We start from the raw sequence: 3,942 nt of genomic DNA, 5'->3' as shown, positions 1-3,942 counted from the left end.
AAGAGAAGAGTGTCAAAGCCGGTATTCAACGCAAGCGAATGATGTGCGCGATGGACCAAGAGTACCTGGCGACCGTGCTGGGAAGCCTTTCGTGACGCGGATGTTCATGCGTTTTCCGTGTTAGAACCCTCCATTGAGATTGTTGATGACTCATTTTTTAAGGGCGTTTTTGAGTATGATTAATTGGCTACGGGCTTTACTCGTGTTTGGGGCTTTGGCTGTCTCTTTTTCATCGATGGCGCAGTCGCTGCCAGAAGGCGCAATCCAAGCAGGATCGCTAGCTAATCAAAAATTGATCCAAGATGCCATGGCAGGGGTGCTGGTTACGATGGCATCTCAAGGCTGTGAGAAGCCAGAGGAATTTGTGCCATATGTGCGAGAAATGCCGTCAGGCGAGGTAGGCACAAGGGTGTGGCGGGAGCTATGGATTGTCGAAGGCTGTGGTGACAGCTATCCGATAAAACTTCGCTTTCAGGAGGCGGGAGCTGGCGCCGCGAATTGGATGATTGAATAAACTGCACTGAAAATAATAAACGCCGACAATTGTGTCGCATTAATAATGAGGAAAGTATGTTTACATTGGATGTTAATCGTGACCTAAAACTGGAACTTATCAATACACGCTTTGCGCCGATTTATCTGGATATCGTTACCCGCGATCGGGAGTATTTAAGCCAATGGTTAGTGTGGCCACCGCATGCCCATGATGAAGCGTTCTTTTTGAGCTTTATTAAAAAATCCCTTCACGATTATGCAGAAGGTAAATCATTGGTATGTGGCATTATTTATCAGGGTCAATTGGTAGGCAGTGTGAGTTACAACACTATCAATCAGTCGCTTAAAAAGGTGGAAATTGGCTATTGGCTGAGCTCTTTGCACCAAGGGAAAGGGATTGTGAGTCAAGCCGTGGCTAAGCTCATTGAGCTGGCGTTTACCCAGTTTGGTATGGAAAAAGTACAGATATCGGCGGCAACGGAAAACACGCCAAGCCGAAAGGTCTGTGAGCGTTTAGGGTTCACACTCGAAGGCGTAATACGTCGTGCTGAAAATTTAAACGGACGCATTGTCGACCATGCCATTTATGGCTTAGACCGTACAACGTGGCTCACACAATAAGTTATGTTTCCGCTTCTAGGATATGAGTGGAGTGAATGGTTTGTTATTATCAAGAAGTGAAATGTAGTTGAATTTCTACGTGTCTATATAAAACCAGTTTTATATCTTGATATGCGCTATTGGGAATGATGTAAATAATATGAATATAAAAATTTTGTCAGTTGCCTTTTTGGGATTTGTTCTAGCTGCCTGCTCTTCAACAACCAGCAAACCAATAGATAGAGACTTGTTTGTTGGTACTTGGCACTGCGCTAGCCCGACTCATGCCGATGACCTAAATTTTGATGGAAAAACGACCTATTGGACTGATGGTTTATTGGATGGGACCGCTATTTTTGATGGACAGATGCCTGATGTTGACGGCCGATTCTTGTTTGAAGTCAATATTCAGGGCACTTGGGAACTGAAGCATAATAAAGTTTATGAGTACATCGAAAGTGTATCGGTTGAACCCTTGAACGAGCTGTCTAAGTCGTTTAAACCTATGTTCACTAAAGCAATTGAAAGTAATGAAGAATCTGTTTCAACCGTGTTATCGGTGGACTCAGAGTACCTGTTTTGGCATAGCCAAGGAAATGCTAGTGTTGACCGTTGCGAGAGAGTATTAAACTAACGGTATAACGTTTATAATATTATGGGCAATAATCGATGGGTTAATAGATATATTTATTGGCCTATCAATATTTGTTTAGCACTACTCCAACTCACCACCTAATTTTAAGTTAATTAGGCGATTTGAGCCGCTCGAATATATTCTTTTTTAGAAAACCTACAGGGACAAATATACAGCGTCTCATTTTGGAGCCACGCTGGTGTGGTGTCACTAATCAAGGATCATGATGAATACAGAACAACAGGCATTTTTAAACGCCTACCTTGCCACCTTAAGTGAAGCAGAACGTCAGGCTGTGCCTGAAACAATTGCTGAGTACTTTTGCGCGGATGAATACAATGCTAACGAATGCGCCCGTTTGATTGATCAAGGCATAAAACGCGCATCGTGCAGCTTAAAAGCTTGCTACGAGATCGAAAACGAACCTTACCCGCAAGTCGGACGTTTAACCGTGGTGCTTAACTGGGCGCAGCAGCCGGTTTGTATTATTAAAGTGACTGAAGTGAGCGAGTGTCCGTTTGATCAAGTGACTGCTGAATTTGCCTCTGCGGAAGGTGAAGGCGATAAGAGCTATGCGTGGTGGCGGCAGGCGCATCTGGCATTTTTTGAGCAAGAGGGGCAAGCACTCGGTGTGCCGTTTACAACCCAATCTCCTTTGGTGTTAGAGCGCTTTGAGAAAGTCTATCCGCTTGATCACCATGAAACTGAGCAGGGAAGCGCATGATAAAACAAGTCGGTCAAACATCCATCCAACCCGAACACTTGGCCCGCTGTCACTGCGGTGCGGTTGTGCTCAGCGAACAACCACTAGACATGTTCTTTAAGTTGTACATGTCTGGTTTGTTGCTCTATACTTCGATGGTGTACGAATAGGAGCAATCCGATGAAAATCATTTCGTTTACTGAAGCGAGAAATGGCCTCAAAACGGTATTAGATGGGGTGGTTAATGACGCTGATACCGCTATCATTACCCGACGTGATGCGGAAGACGCGGTGGTGATGTCGCTCGATTACTACAACAGCCTTATGGAAACCGTTCATCTGTTGCGCTCACCCGCCAATGCTGAGCACCTAAATCGGTCTATTACTCAGTATAAGATGGGGAAAGCGATGGAGCACGCGTTAGTCGATAGCGATGAGTAGTCGCTTACTTTGCTGGACGGATGATGCGTGGCGTGACTACGTGTACTGGCAAAGCCAGGATAGAAAAACACTCAAGCGAATCAACAAGCTCATCCTCGATGTAAAACGAACGCCATTCGAGGGAATAGGTAAGCCCGAAGCACTAAAAGAAAACCTGACCGGCTTTTGGTCGCGGCGTATTGATGATACCAATCGGCTGGTTTACGCCGTGGATGATACGTCTATTACGATCCTATCTTGCCGATATCACTATTAGTCACCTAGCGCCTGCGGTGCATAATGGCACAATGAAGGCGCGAGGCGTCATGCTCACCACCCTCAATAAAAACCACTCCTTATAACGCCTCTGGATAAAATCACCGTCGCCACTGAATAATGGCGATGGGTGAGGTAAGTGCACTGACCGAAAAAGCTGCCAGCAGGGTTAAGCGTAGTAAGCACGTGTATAAATAGTTAACAAGGGACTCGTAAATGTTCAGTGTTGTGGGTCACGTTTGCGTTTAGCCCTGCTCGCCCTGTTGATAAAAATAGACATAATAAGCGCCGCAGTGGGATGAGTGCTGCGACAGTGTGAGTGGCTCACACACCTTGATATGGAAATAAAAATGAGAAAGTCAGTGGTAATAAAGCAAACGCCAACCCATTTATGTGTGAATGATGATTGTTATTCAATGCGCAATATTGTTGACGCCAGCGTTGAAGAACTTACATGGAAAGATCACCTGCTGAGGATGTTAGGGTTAGGGATACTAACCGCGAGCATTTTATTTTTTATGTTAGTGGGTGAGCTGCCCTACGCGGAGTATTTACCTGCCGTGGGGTTTGTTGCAGGCGCGTTGTTGGCTTTGCTGACCAGCGCAAAATACGTGCTTCAGGGAAAACGCATGAAGATCCGCGGCATGCCTGGGCTAGCGATTTAATGACTTAATTGTCAATTAAGGATGAAAATCGTGCGTTGAACCATGTTTATTAATTAAAATGAGTGAAAATAAAGGATCAATTTGTTGATCATTTTCAGTGCGATTTAATGGTCTCCTAACGTTTAGGAGATTAAAAATGACAGAAGATA

7 protein-coding genes are annotated in these 3,942 nt (G+C 44.9%); all 7 read left to right on the top strand.

The window, feature by feature from the left end:
- Positions 1 to 175 precede the first annotated feature (175 nt).
- The 7 genes from BZJ18_RS16750 (at position 176) to BZJ18_RS16720 (ending at position 3,793) form a co-directional block, all read left to right on the top strand.
- Positions 176 to 514 (top strand): hypothetical protein, encoded by a 339-nt coding sequence (locus BZJ18_RS16750; RefSeq protein WP_077458470.1) that lies wholly within the window; start codon positions 176 to 178, stop codon positions 512 to 514.
- A gap of 56 nt (positions 515 to 570) precedes the next feature.
- Positions 571 to 1,116, top strand: a complete 546-nt coding sequence (locus BZJ18_RS16745) for a GNAT family N-acetyltransferase (RefSeq protein WP_077458468.1) — start codon at positions 571 to 573, stop codon at positions 1,114 to 1,116.
- Between the two features lie 139 nt (positions 1,117 to 1,255).
- A complete protein-coding gene (locus tag BZJ18_RS16740; protein WP_077458466.1) occupies positions 1,256 to 1,729 on the top strand; it encodes a hypothetical protein in 474 nt (157 codons plus the stop codon).
- Between the two features lie 226 nt (positions 1,730 to 1,955).
- Positions 1,956 to 2,453 carry an ASCH domain-containing protein gene (locus tag BZJ18_RS16735; protein ID WP_077458464.1) on the top strand — a complete coding sequence of 166 codons (498 nt, stop codon included), beginning with the start codon at positions 1,956 to 1,958 and terminating at the stop codon, positions 2,451 to 2,453.
- A 159-nt stretch (positions 2,454 to 2,612) separates the two neighbouring features.
- Positions 2,613 to 2,873 (top strand): type II toxin-antitoxin system Phd/YefM family antitoxin, encoded by a 261-nt coding sequence (locus BZJ18_RS16730; protein WP_077458462.1) that lies wholly within the window; start codon positions 2,613 to 2,615, stop codon positions 2,871 to 2,873.
- On the top strand, positions 2,860 to 3,129 hold the full coding sequence (locus tag BZJ18_RS16725) for a Txe/YoeB family addiction module toxin (protein WP_443216523.1): 270 nt from the start codon (positions 2,860 to 2,862) through the stop codon (positions 3,127 to 3,129). Before BZJ18_RS16730 ends, BZJ18_RS16725 begins: the two co-directional genes overlap by 14 nt.
- A 349-nt stretch (positions 3,130 to 3,478) precedes the next feature.
- Positions 3,479 to 3,793, top strand: a complete 315-nt coding sequence (locus BZJ18_RS16720; RefSeq protein WP_131825301.1) for a hypothetical protein — start codon at positions 3,479 to 3,481, stop codon at positions 3,791 to 3,793.
- The last annotated feature ends 149 nt before the right edge of the window (positions 3,794 to 3,942 follow it).

The organism is Salinivibrio sp. IB872 (assembly GCF_001995345.1).
GTDB lineage: Bacteria > Pseudomonadota > Gammaproteobacteria > Enterobacterales > Vibrionaceae > Salinivibrio > Salinivibrio proteolyticus.
This window is presented reverse-complemented; position numbering and strand designations above follow the sequence as displayed.